The following is an 18,818-nucleotide window of genomic DNA, read 5'->3' as shown; positions in this document are numbered from 1 at the left end:
GTTTTTTATACATTTTTCTTGCATAAAACCTCGGATTGAATAGAATAACCAACAAATGACAATTAATGCAGTATTGTGGCATGAGTATTCAAGTAAAGAGCATCAACAAATCATACGGTGATACCCAAGTTCTTCACGACATCAGTTTCGACTGTGAGAGTGGCGAAACCTTGGTATTGCTTGGCCCAAGCGGCGCTGGCAAAAGTTCACTACTGCGTGTTTTGAACCTGCTAGAAATCGCGGATAACGGCGAATTAGACATTGCTAACGAGCAATTCGACTTTGCTGGTCAGATCCAAGAGAAGCAAGGGCTTAAACTTCGTCGTAAAGTCGGCATGGTGTTCCAGCAATACAACTTATGGCCACACATGACGGTGATGGAAAACTTGATTGAAGCACCAACGAAAGTTGCGGGTTTGGATAAGCAAGAGGCGATCAAGCAAGCTCAAGAAGTATTAAAGACACTTCAACTTGCAGACAAAGCCGACGCTTGGCCACTTCAACTGTCTGGCGGTCAACAACAGCGTGTTGCGATTGCACGTGCGCTGATGATGAAACCGGATGTGTTGTTGTTTGATGAGCCAACAGCGGCGCTTGATCCTGAGATCACCAACCAAGTCGTAAGCATTATTAAAGAATTGAGCGGAACGGGCATTACCCAAGTGGTCGTGACGCACGAAGTCGACTTCGCGAAGAAGATTGCTAGCCACGTTCTGTACCTAGAGAAAGGGTACATCGTTGAACACGGCACCAGCGATTCATTCGTTAATCCGCAGACATCTGAGTTTGCCGAGTATTTGACTCATTAAATCTGAGTTAACGCATAAGATTCACGTAACTCACTAGATTTAGCTAAACACAACATCGATCAAAACAATCAAATTATAAGAATGGCCACAGGCCGCTATCAAACAGTATTCGGAGTAACAAAATGAAAAAGATTCTACTAGCTTCACTTATCGGCCTTGCTTCTTTCAACGCAGCGGCGCAAGAAGAAATCAAATTCGCAATGGAAGCAACTTACGCACCATTCGAATACATGGATGAGAACAACCAAATTCAAGGTTTTGACGTAGACTTAGCAAACGCACTTTGTGAAGAGCTGAAAGCAACGTGTACTTTCCACAACCAAGCATTCGATAGCTTGATCCCTGCACTTAAATTCAAACGTTACGATGCAGCTATCTCGGCAATGGACATCACTGAAGCGCGTCTTAAACAAGTGAACTTCTCTAACGCATACTACGACAACTCTGCAGCATTCATCTCTTTCGAAGGCAAAGTCGCAGACCAAGCAGCACTAGAAGGTAAGCGTGTTGGTGTTCAAAACGGTTCTACTCACCAGAGCTTTCTACTTGAGCAAATGACTGGCGTAACAGCGGTACCTTACTCAAGCTACCAAGATGCATTCATCGACATGAAGAACGGTCGTATCGATTCTGTATTCGGTGACACAGCCGTTGTAGCAGAATGGTTCAAGAAAGAAGACAACCTAACGTACGTTGGCGACCAAGTAACAAACCAAGAGTACTTCGGTAACGGCTTTGGTATCGCAGTAAACAAGAGCAATCAAGAACTTGTAGACCAGCTCAACGTTGCACTTGCAGCAGTGAAAGCGAACGGCGAATACGACAAGATCTTCAACAAGTACTTCGGTAAGTAATTTATGGAATTAACGGGTTACTCTTTAGGGCTCGTCGAAGCAAGCTGGATGACTGTTCAGCTTGCGTTCGTAAGTCTATTGGTTGGATTGGTTCTAGCAGTTTTGTTTGCAAGTGGTGAGATGTCTCGTCGTATTGCAATCAAATGGCCAACGACTGCATTTGTGACGATTGTTCGTGGTTTACCAGAAATTCTGGTCGTACTGTTTATCTACTTTGGTTCGACACAAGTTCTGTTCATGATCACTGGCGACTTCATCGAAGTGAGCCCGTTCTTATCTGGTGTTGTTGCACTGTCACTTATCTTTGCTTCTTACGCTTCACAAACCATCCGTGGTGCTTTGAAAGCAGTAAGCAAAGGGCAGAGAGAAGCAGCAAGCGCGCTTGGTATCTCTCAATCACGTTCATTCTTTCGTATAGTTTTACCTCAAGCGGTAAGACACGCGCTACCAGGGTTAACCAACCAATGGTTAGTGTTACTAAAAGACACTGCATTAGTCTCACTGATTGGCGTAACGGATTTGCTGAAACAAGCACAATTAACATCAGCGGCAACGCACGAAGCATTTACTTGGTACGCGACAGCAGCTGCAATCTACTTGGTCATCACTTTAATCACACAAAGATTGGTAAAAGTGATTGATGGTAAGTTCTCTATTCAAGGTTTGGGTAACAAAGGGGCAATGGCATGAATCAACAATACCTCTCTCAAATGCTTGAAGGCTTAGCGACCAGTCTTCAACTCACAGGTGCTTCATTGCTGGTTGGTTGTATCTTGTCACTGCTGATGACGGTAACGCTAATCCTAAGAATACCGGCGATTCACTGGTTAACACGTGGCATCATTACGCTGTTCACTGGCACACCATTGTTGGTTCAAATCTTCTTGGTGTATTACGGCCCGGGTCAATTCGATTGGATTCGTGAAAGCTTCCTATGGACTTGGTTAAGCCAACCTTGGTTCTGTGCAATGTTAGCATTAGCATTGAACACCGCGGCATACAGCACGCTACTGTTCAGAGGCGCATTCAACGCCATTCCAGCAGGGCAGTGGGAAGCATGTCGTGCACTCGGCATGGACAAAATCGCAACGCTTAAAGTGTTACTGCCATACGCTTTACGCCGCGCCGTTCCAGCTTACTCGAACGAAGTGATTCTAGTCTTCAAAGGCACGTCACTGGCAAGCACCATCACCATCATGGACTTGATGGGCTACGCTCAGCGTATCAACGGCCAAACCTACGACACACTCACCGTGTTCGGCATTGCTGGCGCATTCTACTTAGCAGTAAATGGCATACTAACGCTGATCTTCCGCCAAGTAGAGAAGAAAGCCCTCGCATTCGAAGCCGCGTAAGCCAGCCACTCACAAGCTTAACTAACGTATAAAGCCTGCCATTTATGTTCGCATAGATGGCAGGCTTTTTTGTTTTTGGGGTATGCGCAGAGGTACTGTTTTTATATGCAGTAGGGCGAGGTTTGAGAAATTCATACTGCATAGTAATGCTCTGAATTTTGTCATTCAATGAGTCTATCTATGTTTTAAGTCACTGAAATGCTGTTTTTAATCGTGGTAAATTGCTGTGCATATGAAACTAGATAGACTGGTTCGGTATTTAAATGCAGAATTTTTCGGTCTAAGAACTGTTAAGCCCTAAATAATTTCAACTAAGGAGTTCCTTTGTATTTTTATGTAGATGAAAGTGGTCACACTGGACCAAATTTATTCGATGAAAATCAACCAATTTTATATTATGGCGTTTTATCAAGTAAAATAAATCTTGATGTTGCGGCTGAATCACATGTGAAAAAGTTGAGAGAAAAGCTTGGCGTTGAGAGGTTACACGCAGCCGAACTAGGTAATGGGAAGTTAGTAACAATAGTTAAAGATATTGAAAAGCTTAAAAAGCGGTATGATTTTCGATTCGATATATATCGAGTAGCAAAAGCTGATCATGCATTAATTAGTTTTTTTGACCAAGTTTTTGATCAGGGTTTAAATCCTGCTGTCCCATGGACATCATATTGGACTCCAATGCGCTATGTTCTTCTTCTAAAGCTGGCTTCATTATTTGATGATGATTTACTTAAAAAAGCGTGGACTGCTCGAATTAATCGAAAAACGGATGAAGCAAATAAATCACTTACCGAGATTTGTGAGGTATTGCTAACACGTGTTCATAGCTTACCAGATGAACGTTCACAACAAGTTCTTAGCGACGCTTTAACGTGGGCAGCATCCAATCCAGATGAAATTTACTATAACGTTAAAAGCAAAAGTGATTTACTCCAGATAACACCTAATTTAATTGGTTTTCAATCAGTTATGCATGGCATAGCATCACGTTTGAAGAAAAATGGTTTGGGAGCATCGAAAATTGTGGTTGATCAGCAATCACAATTTAATACAGCTCAGAAAAAACTATCGGATTTTTATACTCAAAGTAAAGACGCTCCATTGGTTAGTGGTCCTGGTTTGCCTGAACTCGATTGGAGCAATATGCCAGACATACCTATTTCTTGTACAGCCGGTACAAAAAGTATTGGACTAGAATTAGTCGATTTATACCTTTGGATTTTTAAGCGAGCAATGGAAGAAAAAGAATTAGCTCCAGAGCTGTATACAATCATAAAAGGTCAACTACACAGAGGTAGAACTGACGAAGTTTCTATCAATGCTATTGCAGCTCGTTGGGGGAAGTGGTTTGAATATTTACCAGAACCGAGTGAGGAAGCGTTGAAAAAAGGAGCAGAGTTAATTCAAATGGACGAAGAAAGAAGATTGAGAGCAATGGCTGACAAATCTTAAATCCAACCCTTGGGGCTTAACAAACGACTATGGCGTCAATGATTAATTTTTGGCAGTGTTTTCATCCCACATGGCGCCATCTCTCAGCATAGAGTTAAGAGTCACAACCATCTTTCGAACACACGCGATTATTGCGACTTTCTTAGGCTTTCCGGCAGCTACAAGTCGAGCATAAGTTGCTTTGAATACGGGGTTACATTGCATGGCTGACATCATTACTATAGATAACACAGTGCGTTCTTGTGCTCGATCGCCTTGGGTCACGCGCTTACCTTTGTAGCGCCCACTTTCGCGTGTTATTGGAGCTACACCAATGAGACGCATATTTGCTATTTTAGTCAGAAGTTTAGAGCAAGTTACCGACTTATGAAGTATGACCTTACCATTTTGGTCTATGGCATGAAGACTGAAGTGGTTTTTAGCTAAGTCGTTACCACAGAAATAAGGATAATCAAACATGGTGCCTCCGATGCATTTAAGTACCACATAAGTGTGGCAGATCCTCGGTAGGGGGAATCCATGTCATTCGTTAGGCTTCAAGGAGGAAGCACCAAAATGAAACGACAGATTGCTTGGGCACTTCTTCGCCTTGGGTTCGTTGGGATTCTCTATCTGCCAATAGCGTATACGTTCCTAATACTTATCGAAACTTCGCGCCCTCGATTCCTAGAAATGAACTGGGATGCTTATATTTGGCTTACCGTGTTTCTATTGGTCATAGGTTACTGCTTTCTTCGCTTGTCGCTTACAAAAGAGTTCGGGAAACTGTTTTTAGTTAGTGTCCTTGGGGTTTCAGTACTAATGATGTATGAAGGTCAATCTTATGCTTTCGATTCTCGTAATATATCGGCAAACACTTTATATGTGGCGTTCCTATTTTTGATTTCCGGAATCCATTTTTTAGTGCCTACAAAATGGACGAAGCCATTGTTGTTTTTGCTACCTGTTAGTGCGTTGGGTTGGTTCCTAAGAATGTCTGTATATCAACCAATTTGCTTTTCTTATGAGGTATATTTAAGCAAATCAACAATGAGTTCGGAACAGTACGATAAGGTTGTGGATCTGGTTTTACAAAGCGTTCCAACGACGTTTGTAGGTGGCTCAATGGCATTTGGGTTGCTACTTCCATATTGGTTTGCTTTGTATGGTTCTAATCCAACTTCAACATATAAAAGCCTAACAAAACGCTAAACCAGACACTTCACGCTTGGCAATTTTGCTTCGCAAAAGTATACGCCAAGGTGCTGTGCAGGTTAGCTAGACGTTTCGCGTCATGCGCTACTCCAACTTGAGAAGGTAGTACAAGTGGAAACTAGAGTTAAAAAGTCAGTTCGGTATCTTGCCTTGGGTATTCTTATCTATCCGTTTCTTTACATGATACTCAATTTTATTATCCCGGTTCTAATGGCGACTTTGGGCGAAGGTGGTCGCTCGTTAGTTGAAATTCTTGAGTATTTCACTTGGTTTATAATGCCTTTTTTTTCGGTGCTCTATTTGTTAGCTTTCTATCATTTCTCGCCAATGTTAGGTAAATGGCATCAATGGGTTGGGTATACTTTGGTTTTTGCCGCTGCGCTAATCGAAATAGCGATGCCCTGGATGGAATCTGGTCTGGTGTTTAAGACAGCATCTTTTCTATGTCAGCTTTTCGAGATAGGCATTTTGGTTAGTTGTCTGTTCGTTTTTAGCAATAAGTTGAGGCCAAATTCTGAGCTTGGAAGTAACGTATAGCAAGTCTTGGTCTCACCTTACCCGATTGGAGTGCTTATTATAAATGCAAGCTGCTTCATGATAACTTTCAACGCATGGCACGTGGTAATTTTGTGTTTCGTTGCTCAAACCTTAGCAAGGCGTTATGTGCCAGATAGTCTCGAACAGGCAGGTGTCATGAATAATTTATTCACATATATATCGGCGATGAAAAATGAGCCTGATGGCCTGTCGATAGTAGAGAAAGTAATAAACAAACAGACTTCCGAAGAAGATGGCATTCTCATGGAAAACAGTGATTTGTTCGTAAAGTTTAACAATGGCGTTGCTATAAAAAAGCTAACTGAGCGTGAATTATCCGGACGCGTAACGGGCGCAGTTTGCGAGGAGTGTTGGATTTCATATGAAGTAACAGAACAACCGAGCGCTTTAAATATAGCGCCCAAGAAAAAGAACTTTACTAATCAATGCCAAGAGTCGTTTTGGCTAAAAATCAATAAGGTTCAATCAAGCACATGACAGACTACTAAAGAGTGATTCACAATGCATGGCATTTTTACTAAGCCTTCATTTTAGTGATTAAGGTGGTGTCCGGCATCTTTGGTATTACGTTGTTCACCCCTTAACAAGGTGTTAGCTCTCCTTGTTAATTCTGCGTATTGGCGGGGCTGTTAGCTACTTAATTGGGTGTTAAGCATCAAAGAGGAAAATATGAAATATCCCCAACTTGTGTTCTGTTCAGTGTTAGCAATCACGTATTCAAATTTCGTTTGGGCTAATGGCTGTGATGCAGTAGACGATAAAGTATTAAATGCAATGGCTAAGGCTTTCGATGTTCGTGTGGATGAAATTGCTATTGATGGTACATTTTATGATCAAAACTTTGATACTGATGTTTTAGATCTCATAACTGTAGTTGTTAATATGGAAGAGGCTATTGGAGTTGATCTTAAAGACGAAGATGTAGTCGACCCGATAGTTTATTTCGATGAAGAAGAGTTTGAGCCAAAAATTAAAGGCAAGGTAACGGTCCGAGAGTTTCAAGAGATTGTCCAAACAGCGTGTGCTAACTCTCTCGGCTAGGCGTTGGTTGTTGGAAGTACCTAAAGGCGTTATGTTTCATTTCCACGTTCGTATTTGCACATTTAAGGAATAGGTTTGATAAATAGATATTCATGCAATGGTTTTATATTTGATGTAGATGCAACTCTTGTAAACACCACACTGGTTATAAATAATATTTGGAAAGAGTGGGCATTGCAAAAAGGAGTTGAGTTTTCAATAGTACATCCACACGTTCACGGCAGAAAAATTAGCGAAACTTTAGAATTAGTAGGTTTTCAATATGCAAATGCGAATGAAGAAAACGTAGTTAAAAAAATCGCAATAAAAGCAATGGAATCAGCTACTGAAATTGATGGAGCACTGAGTTTTGTAAAAACCATACCTAAGTGTTCGTGGGCAATCGCAACGAGTGGTCCAAGAAATGTGGCTGAGACAAGTTTACGTGCATCCGGGTTTGAGTTACCTGAGATTATGATATGTGGTGAAGATGTTAGCATCGGTAAGCCACACCCAGAACCATTTGTGCTTGCCGCTGAAAATCTAGGTTTAAATGCGATGAGCTGTGTTGCCTTTGAAGATTCGCCAGCGGGTGTCAAATCAGCTAAAGAAGCAGGGTGTTTTACTGTTGCTATATTAACTAGTCATAAAGAATCTGAATTAGCTTTAGCTGATCTAATTGTTAATAGCTTTTCAGATCTGGTAATTGAAAACAGAAACGGTTCATATGAACTATGTTGGTGAAAACTTAACAAGGCGCTTAAGTATGATTCGTGAAAGCATACTATTCTCGCTTCGGTCCAATTTGGGTACACGTTCACTCACAGCTTAACGTTATGTAAATGGAGCAGAAATAAGCTATGGAATACAACGTCGTTAAAAATTATAAGGATGATCCAGAATTACCTATTCGAATCGTAAAAGGTGAAAAATTGCAGTTTGTAGAAGAATCCAACCCAGAAGGTGATTGGGCAAATTGGATTTTTTGCCGAGGAGAAAATAAAGAAGGCTGGGTTCCAAAACACATATTAGCTGTAAATAACAGTGAAGTAACCGTACTTGAGGACTATTTTGCTAAGGAACACCGTTTGATAGTTGGTGACATTCTAGTAAAAGAACATGAATTAAACGGCTGGATCTGGAGTTATAAATTAGGTAATTCGGAAGAATTAGCTTGGGCTCCTTTAAATCATCTGTGCGCTGTATAAATTCATATCGAAAGTTGCTAAAGCAAGCAGCTAACACTTAGCATTTTAGCTTTGCGTTACGTTTGTGTTTAAGGTTGTCCACTCAAGATTCAGTATTACCTTGATCACACCTTAGCTTTGCGTTTTGTAACAATGAGGAAAAGATAAATATAATGAACAAGTTAATGTCATTTGTAGTTACGTCAAACTTTTTATCTCTTGGTTTTGTTTATTTGTTCGAACGGTTGACAGGTTCTTTAGCAATCCAGTTCTTGAGTGACTACGCCTTTTACTCAATGCTCCTGCTTATTGGGCTCGGCAGCATCTTCTCTTTTTCGGGGCACAAAGTAGGTTACAGCGATCCAAGTAATGTGGCGGGTGTAGCGGCAAGTAGTTTGATTGAAAATAACTCTTCTAAACATACTGTTGTAACTAAGCTTGAAAGTACGGGGTTAGGTGGTCGTTTTTTACTCGCTAGTTTATTCCCTTTAGCTTATTGCGTGATCGCATAGGTCAACTGACCACATATAAGAACTTTAAAAGTGATTCACAACGCTTGGCATCATCATTTCAGTAAGTTTAATGACGATTGCACTATGGTCTAAGTAAGGTGCTAGCGTTGTTCATACCTTAATTTAGCGTCATACGAATGGAGTAAATAATGTACAAGGAAACAGATTTTCAACTAAGCCAAAAAGAGTTTAGCTTCAAAAAAGATTCGTACCCTTTATCAAAAATTAATGATGTGAGAGTTAAAAAACTCGGTTTGCTCGACAATGTGGGGCAAATAATATTTTGGCTATTTGTCTTCTCTGGAGCAGTTTGGCTAGCAGTTCCAAGCCTTGAAAGTACCCCGATTTGGCTTAAAGCCATAGTTGTTATCTTAACTTTTGTAGGCTTTGGATTTGGTCTACTTCATTGTTCAAAATATGCATTACAAATTGAGTTTCGTCATATTGACGATACAGGAGTTCAATGGGTAAATGTAGCTAAGTCTACCTCTGAATCTGACAATGGGTTATTTGAGCAACAAGCTGCGGCATTAAAGGTAACATTTGAATAATAAGCGCTTAAGTAGACTACCAACACTTGGTATTTTTAACACGGTTTAGCTTGAGTGATTTAGGTGGCAGTTTGAGTGTATTGGTAACGTTGTCATTTACTTCATTTGGTGTGAACTGGATAGGAGTGAGTCGTGCAAGAAGAGTATATGGATTACTACGCGAAATTTGACGAAGAGAAGCGTCTACTTTCTCAAAACATAACGCGTATTGAATTTGATACAACAATTAATGTTTTGGGGTCTTATCTTGAATCAGCAGGTCGTTTGACGGAGCTTGGTGCGGCTACTGGTCGCTATTCACTTCATTATGTTCGACAAGGTATGGATGTGACAGCAGTGGAGTTAGTTCCAGAATTAGTCGAGCAACTTAAATATAATGCTGAGACCCAGAATTTAGACTTGGTTGTTCACGAAGCAAATGCAACTAACGTGAGTTTTATTGAAAACGGTACTCAAGACGTTGTTTTAGTATTGGGGCCGCTTTATCACATACAATCGAAGTCAGGCCGAGAAGCAGTTTTAAAAGAGGCAAATCGAATATTGAAACCAAATGGTGTAGTTGCGATAGCGTATATCAGTCGTTTCTTTGTGGCGGGTTTGCTTGCCAAAATGTCCAGTAGCTTAGTTTCCCCTGACATTCTAAGTGAATTGAATGAAAGTGGCTTGGTCTCTTCTCCCGATGTAGATCCATTTTTTAGAACGGGATACTTTGCTAAGCCTTTAGAGATTGAAAGCTTGGTAATTGAATCTGGATTTAGTATCGAAAATCATATTGCAACCGATGGGTACGTTCGGTTTATTGGTCAGGAAGTTAATCAACTAAATGAGCAACAGTATCAATCATGGTTTAAGTATCATTTATCGACATGCTCCGAGGTTTCATTGCTTGGTAGCAGTAATCATGGTTTAGTTATTGCAAAAAAATGCAGAGGAAAAAGCGCCTAGAACCGATTCTCAATGCTTGGCATTTTCACTGAGCATTGGTCTTAGTTATTAAGGTTCCTTTTAGCGGCTTAGTTATTGCGTGGCTCACCAATAGGGCAGCGTGTATGTTTCATCAATCTAGGAGCTCTTTCAATGTATTATTCTGAGGCTAATTGCCTTTGTGGTTCTGTCAAAGTCACAGCTAAAATCATCGATCCTAAGTTTACAGTTTGCCATTGTCAGTCATGTCGAACTTGGGGTGGTGCTCCGTTCTTTGCTTTGAAATGTGGTACTCAAGTGAAACTGGAAGGTGAAGATAAAGTAAAGATGTACAAATCTTCTTCTTGGGCTTCACGAGGTTTCTGCAGAAAATGTGGAACCCACTTATTTTTTAAATTCAAAGAAACAGGCGAGTACAATATGCCAGTGGGCTTGTTTCCAAATTTGGAAGGGTTGGAAATGGATATGCAATATTTTAGTGACATGCGACCTGGTTACTATTGCTTTTCCAATGAAACTAAGGAAATGACCACCGAAGAAATCATGGCCTACTTTGCAGACAAGGTATAACTATAGGCATAACAAACGACTATGGCGTCAATGATTAGTTTTTGGCTGTACTTTCATTCCACATAGCGCCATCTCTCAGCATAGAGTTTAGGGTCACAACCATCTTTCGAACACACGCGATTATTGCGACTTTCTTAAGCTTTCCGGCAGCTACAAGTCGAGCATAAGTTGCTTTGAATTCGGGGTTACATTGCATGGCTGACATCATCGCCATATATAACACTGCGCTTACCTTTGTAGCGCCCACTTTCGCGTGTTATTGGAGCTACACCAACGAGACGCATATTTGCTATTTTAGTCAGAAGTTTAGAGCGAGTTACCGACTTATGAAGTATGACCTTACCATTTTGGTCTTAGGCATGAAGACTGAAGTGGTTTTTAGCTAAGTCGATACCGCAGAAATAAGAATAATCAGACATGGTGCCTCCGATGCATTTAAGTACCACATAAGTGTGGCAGATCCTCGGAAGGGGGGAACCCATGTCATTCGTTATGTGACAAGCGTTAATCCATCGCTGGCGAAAGCACTCGATATCTCATATTGTTAGTGTGAAACTTCCCTTCATGAGGCTGCTATGACGAATCAACTTAGACAAAACAAAGAGAATGCTATTGCTTTTTATAGAACTGCTTACATGGGCGAGCCAGCTAAAGCAGTAGAGTTGTATGTTGGTGATGATTATATCCAGCACAATCCAGTTGTTGCTGATGGTAAGCAGGGCTTTATAGATTACTTTGAAGAAATGTCTCGGGACTATCCAAAAAAGGATATAGAGTTTTTGAGAGTTATTGCTGAAGGTGATCAGGTAGCTTTGCATACAAGGCAAACATGGCCTGCTGGTGAAGAGTACGTAACGATGGACTTTTTCCGTTTCGATTCAAATGGAAAAATAGTCGAGCATTGGGATTCAATTCAAGTGGTCCCGAAAGAGTCAGCCAATAATAACTCGATGTTTTAATAGTCACATAACAAGGCGTTCAAGCCGACCTCTAACGCATGGCACTCTCGCTTCGCGAATTGTAGTGCCATCAGCGTTGTGGCGGCTTAACTTAGCGTTAGGTAAAAAGAAGAAATATTCAACAGAGGAAGTCATGGAAATAAGAGCTGCAAAACTTGAGGACATCAGTCAAATCGTAGAACTACAGAAATCTTGTCATGTATCTAACTTGGATGAATCTGATAAATGCGATGGTTTCTTAAATACAGTGATGGACGAAGTACTTCTAACTCAAGTTATCGAGCAAGAGCAGGCTATATATGTTGCTGAACTTAACAATACGATAGTAGCGATGGCTGCTTGTGCTTCATGGAAGTTCTGGGAATGTTCAGAAGGACTCATTTCTGTGGCGAACAAGCTTGGTTCAGTGGTAGTTGGGAGTACCCAACTAAGCTCTTCTAATTCATACTTTTGGGGACCTGTCTGTGTGGGTAAGGCTTGTCGTGGTCAAGGTGTGTTTGAGAAGTTGTTTCGGTTTAGTTGTGAAGTAAGAAGTTCTAAATTTTCTTACGTTTACACGTACGTGCATAAAGACAATGCTCGTTCTTTTGCTGCTCATACCAATAAAGCAGGCTTTAAATATACAAAAGACTTCGTTCTCAATGGGCAAACTTTTCAGGAAATGGCGCGCGAAACGAAATTTGCCTAACAAGCGCTCAATATGAATTCCCAACGCTTTGCAGTTTCGACTTACTTGGCTTTAAAGCGTTTATGTCACAGAGGGTTCGGCCATAACCTCACTCACACCTATACATAGTGTTGCTTTCTACGAGGGAATGAACATGAAACAAGGCATTTTCAAGAATCTGAAGCTGGCATTAGGTGTTGGTTTTGGTGTTTCCATTCATCAGTACTTTTTTATGACGGATGGTGCGTTTGATTTCTATCAGCCACTTGTGGCGTTTGCTTTTACGTTTGTCGTTAGCAGTATTGGTACACTTCTAAAAGAAAGAATCATGCGCAAGAAGGAGATTACATGAGAATATCGGAAGCCGTTCTGTCGGATTTAGAATCCTTTTTCGAATACATAGGAGCACAGCTTCTTGAGAATGCGGATGATAACTCTCCACTTTTCCAACCGATCTCTAAAGAGAATTGTGTAGTTTCAGAACAATTTAAAGACAAGTTTCGAAATGGTTTTGAGGCAAGCCTTGGTGAACATGGCTGGAGAAAGCTCTGGGTAATCAAAGACTCTAAGGAACGAGTGTTTGGTCATATAGACCTACGTCATTACGGTGAAGAGTATAAGTTTCATCGTGTGCTTCTCGGCATGGGTGTTGATTCAAGTCTAAGAAAGCAAGGGTTGGGTGTAGAACTGATTAAGTGCGTGACTGAGTTTTGTAACGAAAGCCCAAGTGTCGATTGGTTAGATCTCAATGTTCTCTCGAATAATCTTCCTGCAAAAAATTTGTATTTGAAATGTGGTTTCGAAGTGATTGGAGAAGTCACAGATTGTTACCTTATAGAAGGACAGTTTGTGTCTGAAACAATGATGACACTATGCACAAGAAATTCCGGGTAAGAACGCTTTGAAGAATGAATTATGACACTTGGCATCCTAAGCTTATGTTAGTGCTTAAGCTTGGTGTCAGCGCTTTTACACGGCAACTCTACCTATGAGCTAAAGAGGAATCATGATTAAAATCTATTTCGTATGTGGCTTTATTGGCTCGGGTAAAACGACTTACTCTAAAGCGATTGCAGAAAAGCATGGCGCCTTTCGTTTCTCATTGATGAGTGGATGATTCCTTTGTATGGCGAACATATGGATCGTGAAGTTTTTGATAGCCGGCTGGCTACGCTTCAAGGTTTATTCAAGGACTCTGCAATGCAGCTCTTTTCTTTGGGTGTTCCGGTAATTTTTGACTTTGGTTTTTGGCGTGAGTCTGATCGGGATTCTTTTACAAGCTGGGCATCAAACCTAGGTGTGGACAGCGAAGTTCACTATCTTGATGTTCCGTTTGAGACTTGTAAGGAGAGAGCATTTAACCGTAACTCGGATCTCAAGGGTAAGTCTTATGAAATGACACCTGAAATGTTAGATCTGTTTTGGTCTTGGTTTGAGGTTCCCACTTCAAACGAAAATGTTGTTTTGGTTCAACAGGGCGCTCAATAAGGTATGCAGTCAGGTGCGAAGGTGAGTGGTATTTTTTGTTATCTAGTTTGTGTTCTAAGTCTTCCGTTACATTGGGTTTATGAAAGTCTGAGTCGTCCATCGAATAGTCGTGTAACAAGGGCATTTCTCATGCCGTATTTTTGGTAATTAGTTCTTCCTGTCGATTATCGAATTTGTCCTAAACCCACTATTAAGGCAGGGAACCCCAATGAATAGAACACTATGGTTCGCACTCATTTCGCTTTTGTTTTCAATGACATGGTATTTTGTACATACAGTTATGGCATAGAGAGCCACGTTGAAGTAATCACACTCACTTTAGTACTGTCTGGCCCTCTGATTTTTACCTTTGCGCTTGTTGTCATTTTTTGTGGCGCACCAGTCATTAACAGGTACAAGTTACTTGGAACCGTCGCAATTTGTGTGCATGGATTTACAGCCTCACTGCATGTGCTGTGGAACGGATTTATGTTCGTCGATGTGATTAATAAACAAGGCTTAGGTCCGGGACAAGGTTATTCTGGCTTGATACTTTGGGTTGGTAGTATCAAGGCGATGCTACTTGGTTTGGTTGTGGGAGTATGCCTGCATTACTTGCTACGATTATTTAGAAAGGCCGCAGTAAGATAGCTGTTGGCTAGTTAATGGGTTGTTCGTTGTCTATAGGAGTTGTCGCTGTGTTTTATAGTAAGGAATTCAACAAGGGATTGCTGCTTATCCTCGTTGCGATAAGTGCTTTCATTGTCGTTACCTCTGATAGTAACCCTGGGGCATTAATCGCTCACGCCATCAATGGTTTAATTGCTTTGCTCTTTTTCTCTATGACCATTGAGGTCAAAGACAATGTACTAAGCTGGTATTTCGGCTTTGGTTTTTGGCGTAAGAATGTAGAAGTGTCAGGCATTACCGAGACATCGTTCTATCAAAGTAAATGGTATCAAGGTATTGGCATCCGAATGCTGAGCGATGGCTGGTTGTATAATGCATCGATAGGTTCAGCGCTGAAGTTAAGCTTAAGTAATGGAAAGCATGTTTACATTGGTTGTAAGGATACGGACGGTTTAAAGTTGGCCTTGCAAACCGCTAACGAACAGATAACTCAAAAGTGATTTACGAGGCTTGGCACTTTTCGTTTTGAGTTGGACTAATTTTTAAGGCTGTATGCTTTAAGTGAGCTGCATTTTAATATCTCAACAAGTGGATCGGAGGTTCAATGGACCAAGCAATCAAAACACATTTCGACGAGTATCCCGATGATGTTCGAGCTCGGCTTGAAGAGTTGCGTTCATTAATCTTTGAGCTTTGCTCTGATTTGGAACTAGGTGAAGTCGAAGAGTCTCTGAAATGGGGCGAGCCGAGTTACAGCGTTAAGACGGGCAGCCCAATTCGAATCGACTGGAAATTGAAGTCACCAAACAACTATTACTTGCTCTTTAACTGTCAAACGAAGCTAGTCGACACATTCAGAGAATTGCACGATGGCACATTGGTATTTCAAGGTAATCGGGCAATCGTCTTGAACCTAACTGAACCACTTCCTAGGGCACTTATTAAGCAGTGCTTAGAGCTAGCCTTAACTTATCAACAACGAAAACATCTACCGCTTCTTGGCGCGTAATTCTTATGTGTTGTCATTATATTTCTTAAACCGGTTTTCTGTGTTCTAGCTATCACTCTTTAAAGTGCTAAGACTGTACCATCTTGATTAGTATCAAGAGGCTAGGGAATCTCTATAACCAACGCTGATTGTATTGCTTACCGTTTAAAAAGGTGTTCTAGTCACCTTGTATTTCAGACTTAAAAGGAAGTTGTATGAATTTAGATAAAGCCAAGAAACGCATCGCAAAGCAGGTTAAAAAAGGCGACCACGGATACCCCAAAATCACGTTAGCGTATTACGGGACGACCAAAGATCTCGCAACGGAAGTCGTAGTTCAATTTATGCTGGGTGAGGGCGATGGTGTCCAAGAAGAGCGTTTTTCTTGTGAAACCGAAATCCGAGATAATGAACTAATCCAAACGACGTTACTCAAGATAATCGAACGCGCTAATGTGAACACTGTGATTGAAGTTGAAGGCGTGGCTGCTCTTTAGTTTGCTTTGGAAACGAAGCCAATACGAGAACTCAGGTGTATAATCCACATTTTTATCGAATTAGGCAGGACACATGGCGATCTCGTTTGAAACTGAAAGACTAAAAGTAGAAGAAGTTGCAGGTGAACTTACTGTGCTTGAACGTTCGACTCTGCTTGAGCGAGTGCCTGGCATTCTAACCCCATCAGTTGTTGAAAACCTTCCACCATACTTTCACGGTATTGTGTCACGTGAACTGGCTGAAATTTGGCTCGATCGAATGTTGTCGGAGAGCCGCTTACTTCAAGTGAAATACAACGATAATCAATTGATTGGTTTTCTGTTTGCTTATGTGGAAGAGGAAAGTGATGCTCATATTGGCTACTTGCTTGCAGAAGAGTTCTGGGGCAAAGGTTTAGCGAGTGAGTTACTGAAGAGTTTCATCACAGAAGTCGCTAAAACGGAGTCATGGTCAACACTGATTGGCGGTGTCGATCGTTCAAACATAGCCTCTGCCAACTTACTTAAGAAGCTCGGATTTGTTGAGCAAGCCTCTGATGAAAGTCCCGTGGTTTTCTATAAATATAAGCTTTCTCGTTTTAACTCTTAACTCTAAATTCTTAATTTCTAATCCCTAACTCAAGCCATATCTGCGTTTACATTCATCCCCAATGTTAAGTTCACCAGTTTGCTTCAACTTTAGTGTTTACGGCACCATATTTTAGGTAAAGTAGTCGCGCTGCCCACTATTGAGTGAAGCGTTATTCGCGAAAACAAGAAGGTTATATGGAAAATATTAGAAAAGCCCAAGCATCTGATTTAGCGTCAATCCAAGAGCTAGCGAGAGACACAATCAATGCTTGTTACCGTTCGTTTTTGGGCGACGAAGGCGTGGATTGGTTCATCAACAGTGGTGAGTCTGATAAAGAAGTTGAGAAACAACTCTCAAATTGTGTCGTGCTTGAATCAAATAATCAGATTCAAGGTTATTGTGCGTATGAAAATGACTTCGTACATATCTTAATGGTTTCCCCGAAAATTCAACGTTCAGGCTTTGGTGCGACTCTTCTCAAGCATGTTGAGAACGAGATGAGCACATTGGGCCATCAACATTATCGTCTTGAAACATTCAAAGGTAATGATCAAGCGATTCAGTTTTATCTGAAAAATGGTTGGTCGATTGATAGAGAAGAAACCGACGAAGAGTTTGGATTTGTTAGGGTTTACTTGAGTAAGAACGCCTAACAAAACGTCGCTTATTACTCATAATTTATCAAGGAAGAAACGTTATGAAATTAGCTCAGTTGAATATTGCTCTGGCGAAATACCCGTTAGATGCGCCAGAAATCAAAGAGTTTGTCGATAACTTAGAGTTGGTTAATGGAATCGCAGAAAGCAGTGAAGGGTTTGTTTGGCGTCTGAAAGATGAATCTGGTGACGCCACCAATATCCAAGCTTTCGATGATCCTAATATGATTGTGAACATGTCGGTATGGGACTCTGTGGATTCGTTAAAGAACTTCATGTTCCGCACACATCACCGTGATTTTATGCGTCGAAAGGGGGACTGGTTTCATCGTTTACCTGAAGATACTTATGTGCTTTGGTGGATTGAAGAAGACCATATTCCCACACTCGAAGAAGCGATAGAGCGACTTGAACACCTCAGAGAAATCGGTGATACGCCGTATGCCTTCACTTTTAAAACCAACTTTACAGAGTCAGAAGCGCCAAAATAGCGTTCATAGATAACCAAGGTTATGTTTTTTAGACGTTTTATGGCAATTCCCGTGAAGATGAGTCGATTATTGGTATGATGTTTCTATAGTCTTCGAGAGGTTTTATGATGTTGAAAATGAAAAGTAGTGTACTTGCGGTGTGTTTATTCGGTTTCAGCATGAGTGCTAGCGCTTCAACACTGGAAGAGTGTGCCAAACTCCTTCCTGATGGTCACACGTATAAAGTAGAGATCATTTTAGACGTAGATAAGACTGAGAAGGATCCAACGGTGAAAGGCAGTTTTGGTGTGACGGGCGGAGCCGATGCGCCAGATACTTTCGATATCGGTGATTTTGTCGAGTGTGCTGGTCCTCTGATCAAAACCGTAGATACAGACAGCAACGAAGCGTCTAATTCCTAGTCACTGGTTATTGCGTTTGTCGGCCCTAGACGCCAGAGGGTATTCTGCATTTAAACAGATAAAGGTAAGTTGTGATTGAATTTAAAACGGTCGGTCTTTTTGTACTTACGGCGGTCGCCGAGATAGTAGGGTGTTATCTACCTTATCTTTGGTTGAGAGAAGATAAGAGTATTTGGTTATTGATTCCTGCTGCGATAAGCCTGGCGTTATTTGCTTGGTTATTGACGCTTCATCCTACCGCGACAGGGCGTGTTTATGCAGCCTATGGCGGTGTGTATATTTCTGTTGCCCTAATATGGCTGTGGCTTGTTGATGGCGAGAAGCCGACAACGTGGGATCTGGTAGGTGGCTCAGTTGCACTACTCGGTATGGCGATTATTATGTTTGGCCCTCGAAACGCGTAGTGCATGCATTGAGATGACAGGAAGAGAATAAATCATGGAAAAGGTTGATTGGCACAAGAATCAGATTGATGACAGTACCGTCATAACGGACAGCTACAAAA

The 18,818-nt window shown here is 41.2% G+C and carries 27 protein-coding genes and 7 pseudogenes; 30 read left to right on the top strand and 4 right to left on the bottom strand.

The genetic code is table 11. The features are described from left to right. Nucleotides 1–80: 80 nt before the first annotated feature. The 5 genes from artP to AACR09_RS20825 all read left to right on the top strand — a co-directional run bounded on the left by artP (nucleotide 81) and on the right by AACR09_RS20825 (nucleotide 4,470). Nucleotides 81–809 carry an arginine ABC transporter ATP-binding protein ArtP gene (gene artP, locus AACR09_RS20845; RefSeq protein ID WP_099426150.1) on the top strand — a complete coding sequence of 243 codons (729 nt, stop codon included), beginning with the start codon at nucleotides 81–83 and terminating at the stop codon, nucleotides 807–809. A 122-nt stretch (nucleotides 810–931) separates the two neighbouring features. Then, entirely contained in the window at nucleotides 932–1,663 is a 732-nt protein-coding gene (locus AACR09_RS20840; protein ID WP_004733839.1) for a lysine/arginine/ornithine ABC transporter substrate-binding protein, read from the top strand. 3 nt (nucleotides 1,664–1,666) lie between these two features. After that, nucleotides 1,667–2,353, top strand: a complete 687-nt coding sequence (gene artQ, locus AACR09_RS20835; protein WP_017083621.1) for an arginine ABC transporter permease ArtQ — start codon at nucleotides 1,667–1,669, stop codon at nucleotides 2,351–2,353. Beyond that, nucleotides 2,350–3,018 (top strand): arginine ABC transporter permease ArtM, encoded by a 669-nt coding sequence (artM, locus tag AACR09_RS20830; protein ID WP_061026092.1) that lies wholly within the window; start codon nucleotides 2,350–2,352, stop codon nucleotides 3,016–3,018. Before artQ ends, artM begins: the two co-directional genes overlap by 4 nt. Nucleotides 3,019–3,342: 324 nt before the next feature. After that, nucleotides 3,343–4,470 (top strand): DUF3800 domain-containing protein, encoded by a 1,128-nt coding sequence (locus AACR09_RS20825; RefSeq protein WP_193835621.1) that lies wholly within the window; start codon nucleotides 3,343–3,345, stop codon nucleotides 4,468–4,470. Between the two features lie 42 nt (nucleotides 4,471–4,512). Here the strand turns inward: AACR09_RS20825 and AACR09_RS20820 are convergent. After that, nucleotides 4,513–4,788: pseudogene (locus tag AACR09_RS20820) on the bottom strand (transposase); the annotation flags it as partial. After that, nucleotides 4,777–4,929: pseudogene (locus AACR09_RS24655) on the bottom strand (IS110 family transposase); the annotation flags it as partial. The pseudogenes AACR09_RS20820 and AACR09_RS24655, both read right to left, overlap by 12 nt. Nucleotides 4,930–5,025: 96 nt before the next feature. On the opposite strand from AACR09_RS24655, the gene AACR09_RS20815 reads away from it, so the two are divergent. The 10 genes from AACR09_RS20815 to AACR09_RS20770 all read left to right on the top strand — a co-directional run bounded on the left by AACR09_RS20815 (nucleotide 5,026) and on the right by AACR09_RS20770 (nucleotide 10,986). Continuing rightward, nucleotides 5,026–5,661: a hypothetical protein gene (locus AACR09_RS20815; RefSeq protein WP_228010795.1), complete on the top strand. Its 636-nt coding sequence runs from the start codon at nucleotides 5,026–5,028 to the stop codon at nucleotides 5,659–5,661. Between the two features lie 114 nt (nucleotides 5,662–5,775). Then, on the top strand, nucleotides 5,776–6,201 hold the full coding sequence (locus AACR09_RS20810) for a hypothetical protein (RefSeq protein ID WP_193835620.1): 426 nt from the start codon (nucleotides 5,776–5,778) through the stop codon (nucleotides 6,199–6,201). A gap of 156 nt (nucleotides 6,202–6,357) precedes the next feature. Continuing rightward, nucleotides 6,358–6,699: a hypothetical protein gene (locus tag AACR09_RS20805; RefSeq protein ID WP_029224560.1), complete on the top strand. Its 342-nt coding sequence runs from the start codon at nucleotides 6,358–6,360 to the stop codon at nucleotides 6,697–6,699. A 192-nt stretch (nucleotides 6,700–6,891) separates the two neighbouring features. Next, nucleotides 6,892–7,263, top strand: coding sequence for an acyl carrier protein (locus AACR09_RS20800; protein WP_017083681.1), 372 nt, complete (start codon nucleotides 6,892–6,894; stop codon nucleotides 7,261–7,263). A gap of 78 nt (nucleotides 7,264–7,341) precedes the next feature. Further along, entirely contained in the window at nucleotides 7,342–7,986 is a 645-nt protein-coding gene (locus AACR09_RS20795; RefSeq protein ID WP_029224561.1) for an HAD-IA family hydrolase, read from the top strand. Between the two features lie 116 nt (nucleotides 7,987–8,102). Then, nucleotides 8,103–8,450, top strand: coding sequence for an SH3 domain-containing protein (locus AACR09_RS20790; protein WP_102441525.1), 348 nt, complete (start codon nucleotides 8,103–8,105; stop codon nucleotides 8,448–8,450). Between the two features lie 152 nt (nucleotides 8,451–8,602). Then, nucleotides 8,603–8,941, top strand: coding sequence for a hypothetical protein (locus tag AACR09_RS20785; RefSeq protein WP_017083684.1), 339 nt, complete (start codon nucleotides 8,603–8,605; stop codon nucleotides 8,939–8,941). Between the two features lie 149 nt (nucleotides 8,942–9,090). Then, a complete protein-coding gene (locus AACR09_RS20780; protein WP_017083685.1) occupies nucleotides 9,091–9,492 on the top strand; it encodes a hypothetical protein in 402 nt (133 codons plus the stop codon). A gap of 132 nt (nucleotides 9,493–9,624) precedes the next feature. Continuing rightward, nucleotides 9,625–10,437: a class I SAM-dependent methyltransferase gene (locus AACR09_RS20775; RefSeq protein ID WP_017083686.1), complete on the top strand. Its 813-nt coding sequence runs from the start codon at nucleotides 9,625–9,627 to the stop codon at nucleotides 10,435–10,437. Nucleotides 10,438–10,569: 132 nt separating this feature from the next. After that, nucleotides 10,570–10,986 (top strand): GFA family protein, encoded by a 417-nt coding sequence (locus AACR09_RS20770; RefSeq protein WP_017083687.1) that lies wholly within the window; start codon nucleotides 10,570–10,572, stop codon nucleotides 10,984–10,986. Between the two features lie 34 nt (nucleotides 10,987–11,020). Here the strand turns inward: AACR09_RS20770 and AACR09_RS20765 are convergent. Further along, nucleotides 11,021–11,264: pseudogene (locus AACR09_RS20765) on the bottom strand (IS110 family transposase); the annotation flags it as partial. Further along, nucleotides 11,253–11,405 (bottom strand): annotated as a pseudogene (locus AACR09_RS20760) (IS110 family transposase); the annotation flags it as partial. The pseudogenes AACR09_RS20760 and AACR09_RS20765, both read right to left, overlap by 12 nt. A gap of 156 nt (nucleotides 11,406–11,561) precedes the next feature. Here AACR09_RS20760 and AACR09_RS20755 point away from each other — a divergent pair. The 15 genes and pseudogenes from AACR09_RS20755 to AACR09_RS24650 all read left to right on the top strand — a co-directional run. Beyond that, nucleotides 11,562–11,945, top strand: coding sequence for a nuclear transport factor 2 family protein (locus AACR09_RS20755; RefSeq protein WP_102488030.1), 384 nt, complete (start codon nucleotides 11,562–11,564; stop codon nucleotides 11,943–11,945). Nucleotides 11,946–12,078: 133 nt separating this feature from the next. Next, a complete protein-coding gene (locus AACR09_RS20750) occupies nucleotides 12,079–12,633 on the top strand; it encodes a GNAT family N-acetyltransferase (protein WP_017083630.1) in 555 nt (184 codons plus the stop codon). Between the two features lie 133 nt (nucleotides 12,634–12,766). Then, nucleotides 12,767–12,964, top strand: a complete 198-nt coding sequence (locus AACR09_RS20745; RefSeq protein ID WP_017077822.1) for a hypothetical protein — start codon at nucleotides 12,767–12,769, stop codon at nucleotides 12,962–12,964. Beyond that, complete coding sequence (locus AACR09_RS20740; RefSeq protein ID WP_076647063.1) at nucleotides 12,961–13,506, top strand: GNAT family N-acetyltransferase; 546 nt, start codon at nucleotides 12,961–12,963, stop codon at nucleotides 13,504–13,506. Before AACR09_RS20745 ends, AACR09_RS20740 begins: the two co-directional genes overlap by 4 nt. 112 nt (nucleotides 13,507–13,618) lie before the next feature. Next, nucleotides 13,619–14,100: pseudogene (locus AACR09_RS20735) on the top strand (AAA family ATPase). 208 nt (nucleotides 14,101–14,308) lie between these two features. Further along, nucleotides 14,309–14,730, top strand: a pseudogene (locus tag AACR09_RS20730) (hypothetical protein). A gap of 14 nt (nucleotides 14,731–14,744) precedes the next feature. Further along, nucleotides 14,745–15,209, top strand: a complete 465-nt coding sequence (locus AACR09_RS20725) for a hypothetical protein (RefSeq protein ID WP_193835619.1) — start codon at nucleotides 14,745–14,747, stop codon at nucleotides 15,207–15,209. Between the two features lie 104 nt (nucleotides 15,210–15,313). After that, a complete protein-coding gene (locus tag AACR09_RS20720) occupies nucleotides 15,314–15,718 on the top strand; it encodes a DUF1801 domain-containing protein (protein ID WP_193835618.1) in 405 nt (134 codons plus the stop codon). A gap of 194 nt (nucleotides 15,719–15,912) precedes the next feature. Then, nucleotides 15,913–16,194, top strand: a complete 282-nt coding sequence (locus AACR09_RS20715; protein ID WP_050645148.1) for a hypothetical protein — start codon at nucleotides 15,913–15,915, stop codon at nucleotides 16,192–16,194. 73 nt (nucleotides 16,195–16,267) lie between these two features. After that, on the top strand, nucleotides 16,268–16,783 hold the full coding sequence (locus AACR09_RS20710) for a GNAT family N-acetyltransferase (RefSeq protein WP_193835617.1): 516 nt from the start codon (nucleotides 16,268–16,270) through the stop codon (nucleotides 16,781–16,783). 176 nt (nucleotides 16,784–16,959) lie between these two features. Beyond that, entirely contained in the window at nucleotides 16,960–17,418 is a 459-nt protein-coding gene (locus AACR09_RS20705; protein ID WP_193835616.1) for a GNAT family N-acetyltransferase, read from the top strand. Nucleotides 17,419–17,462: 44 nt separating this feature from the next. Next, nucleotides 17,463–17,912 (top strand): DUF3291 domain-containing protein, encoded by a 450-nt coding sequence (locus tag AACR09_RS20700; RefSeq protein WP_017080506.1) that lies wholly within the window; start codon nucleotides 17,463–17,465, stop codon nucleotides 17,910–17,912. Between the two features lie 104 nt (nucleotides 17,913–18,016). Beyond that, entirely contained in the window at nucleotides 18,017–18,313 is a 297-nt protein-coding gene (locus tag AACR09_RS20695) for a hypothetical protein (RefSeq protein WP_102488035.1), read from the top strand. A 71-nt stretch (nucleotides 18,314–18,384) separates the two neighbouring features. After that, the gene (locus AACR09_RS20690) at nucleotides 18,385–18,717 is read left to right on the top strand and encodes a YnfA family protein (RefSeq protein WP_004733816.1); all 333 of its coding nucleotides are present in this window, start codon (nucleotides 18,385–18,387) and stop codon (nucleotides 18,715–18,717) included. Nucleotides 18,718–18,751: 34 nt separating this feature from the next. After that, a pseudogene (locus AACR09_RS24650) lies at nucleotides 18,752–18,818 on the top strand (DUF6434 domain-containing protein); the annotation flags it as partial.

Source organism: Vibrio sp. OPT20 (assembly GCF_963889365.1).
In the GTDB taxonomy this organism is placed as follows: Bacteria; Pseudomonadota; Gammaproteobacteria; order Enterobacterales; family Vibrionaceae; genus Vibrio; species Vibrio splendidus.
Note: the sequence above shows the minus strand (reverse complement) of the source record. Positions and strands in the feature narration are given on the sequence as shown.

What these genes read in the sequence shown, in the direction of transcription:
- AACR09_RS20705 (WP_193835616.1), top strand. Translation starts at nt 16,960, where the DNA reads ATGGAAAATATTAGAAAAGCCCAAGCATCTGATTTAGCGTCAATCCAA.
- artM (WP_061026092.1), top strand. Translation starts at nt 2,350, where the DNA reads ATGAATCAACAATACCTCTCTCAAATGCTTGAAGGCTTAGCGACCAGT.
- AACR09_RS20740 (WP_076647063.1), top strand. Translation starts at nt 12,961, where the DNA reads ATGAGAATATCGGAAGCCGTTCTGTCGGATTTAGAATCCTTTTTCGAA.
- AACR09_RS20805 (WP_029224560.1), top strand. Translation starts at nt 6,358, where the DNA reads ATGAATAATTTATTCACATATATATCGGCGATGAAAAATGAGCCTGAT.
- AACR09_RS20755 (WP_102488030.1), top strand. Translation starts at nt 11,562, where the DNA reads ATGACGAATCAACTTAGACAAAACAAAGAGAATGCTATTGCTTTTTAT.
- AACR09_RS20750 (WP_017083630.1), top strand. Translation starts at nt 12,079, where the DNA reads ATGGAAATAAGAGCTGCAAAACTTGAGGACATCAGTCAAATCGTAGAA.
- artQ (WP_017083621.1), top strand. Translation starts at nt 1,667, where the DNA reads ATGGAATTAACGGGTTACTCTTTAGGGCTCGTCGAAGCAAGCTGGATG.
- AACR09_RS20770 (WP_017083687.1), top strand. Translation starts at nt 10,570, where the DNA reads ATGTATTATTCTGAGGCTAATTGCCTTTGTGGTTCTGTCAAAGTCACA.
- AACR09_RS20715 (WP_050645148.1), top strand. Translation starts at nt 15,913, where the DNA reads ATGAATTTAGATAAAGCCAAGAAACGCATCGCAAAGCAGGTTAAAAAA.
- AACR09_RS20780 (WP_017083685.1), top strand. Translation starts at nt 9,091, where the DNA reads ATGTACAAGGAAACAGATTTTCAACTAAGCCAAAAAGAGTTTAGCTTC.
- AACR09_RS20710 (WP_193835617.1), top strand. Translation starts at nt 16,268, where the DNA reads ATGGCGATCTCGTTTGAAACTGAAAGACTAAAAGTAGAAGAAGTTGCA.
- AACR09_RS20800 (WP_017083681.1), top strand. Translation starts at nt 6,892, where the DNA reads ATGAAATATCCCCAACTTGTGTTCTGTTCAGTGTTAGCAATCACGTAT.
- AACR09_RS20720 (WP_193835618.1), top strand. Translation starts at nt 15,314, where the DNA reads ATGGACCAAGCAATCAAAACACATTTCGACGAGTATCCCGATGATGTT.
- AACR09_RS20725 (WP_193835619.1), top strand. Translation starts at nt 14,745, where the DNA reads ATGGGTTGTTCGTTGTCTATAGGAGTTGTCGCTGTGTTTTATAGTAAG.
- AACR09_RS20700 (WP_017080506.1), top strand. Translation starts at nt 17,463, where the DNA reads ATGAAATTAGCTCAGTTGAATATTGCTCTGGCGAAATACCCGTTAGAT.
- AACR09_RS20745 (WP_017077822.1), top strand. Translation starts at nt 12,767, where the DNA reads ATGAAACAAGGCATTTTCAAGAATCTGAAGCTGGCATTAGGTGTTGGT.
- AACR09_RS20785 (WP_017083684.1), top strand. Translation starts at nt 8,603, where the DNA reads ATGAACAAGTTAATGTCATTTGTAGTTACGTCAAACTTTTTATCTCTT.
- artP (WP_099426150.1), top strand. Translation starts at nt 81, where the DNA reads ATGAGTATTCAAGTAAAGAGCATCAACAAATCATACGGTGATACCCAA.
- AACR09_RS20790 (WP_102441525.1), top strand. Translation starts at nt 8,103, where the DNA reads ATGGAATACAACGTCGTTAAAAATTATAAGGATGATCCAGAATTACCT.
- AACR09_RS20695 (WP_102488035.1), top strand. Translation starts at nt 18,017, where the DNA reads ATGATGTTGAAAATGAAAAGTAGTGTACTTGCGGTGTGTTTATTCGGT.
- AACR09_RS20815 (WP_228010795.1), top strand. Translation starts at nt 5,026, where the DNA reads ATGAAACGACAGATTGCTTGGGCACTTCTTCGCCTTGGGTTCGTTGGG.
- AACR09_RS20840 (WP_004733839.1), top strand. Translation starts at nt 932, where the DNA reads ATGAAAAAGATTCTACTAGCTTCACTTATCGGCCTTGCTTCTTTCAAC.